This is a genomic window from Acidiplasma cupricumulans (assembly GCF_001402935.1).
GTDB lineage: Archaea > Thermoplasmatota > Thermoplasmata > Thermoplasmatales > Thermoplasmataceae > Acidiplasma > Acidiplasma aeolicum.
In genome coordinates this window covers 1-523 of sequence record NZ_LKBH01000289.1, presented here as the reverse complement: position 1 = coordinate 523, position 523 = coordinate 1, and the positions used below count along the sequence as shown (strand labels likewise).

The 523-nt window shown below is 30.4% G+C and carries 1 protein-coding gene; it reads left to right on the top strand.

Annotation, left to right across the window (positions count from 1 at the left end):
* Nucleotides 1-9: 9 nt before the first annotated feature.
* On the top strand, nucleotides 10-523 hold a 514-nt coding region (locus AOG55_RS07830), incomplete at its 3' end, for a LysE family transporter (RefSeq protein WP_055041139.1).

Genomic DNA, 523 nt, shown 5'->3' with positions numbered 1-523 from the left:
TAAACCATAATGATATTTTATTACTATCTGCTTGGAATAATCCTTGGATTATCTCTTGCAGGTCCACCAGGTGCTGTAAATTCAATAATAGCAAATGAATCATTAAAATCAAAGATGCATGGGACAAGTGTTGGTGCAGGTGCAATGAGTGCAGATTTTACATTCTTTTTAATTGTTTACTTCCTTCGGTCATACATAAATTTAGGTATACTAAAATTTATTTATATAATAGGTGGGTTATTCATGCTTTACCTTGGAATGGCTGTATTAAAATCTAAAATGCCGTCAAAATCAAGAAAGGGTAACTATTTTATAGGATTATCAATGGGATTGACCAATCCATTCCAGATACTGTGGTGGCTTACTGCAGGATTTTTCCTATTAAAGGAGTTAAGCATACTTTCTGTGGCTGGACTATTTTCAGGTATAATAATATGGATTTTTACATTTCCATATGCAATTAATAGATTCGGATATAAATATGAAAAATATATAAAATACATATCTGCATTTATAATAATAA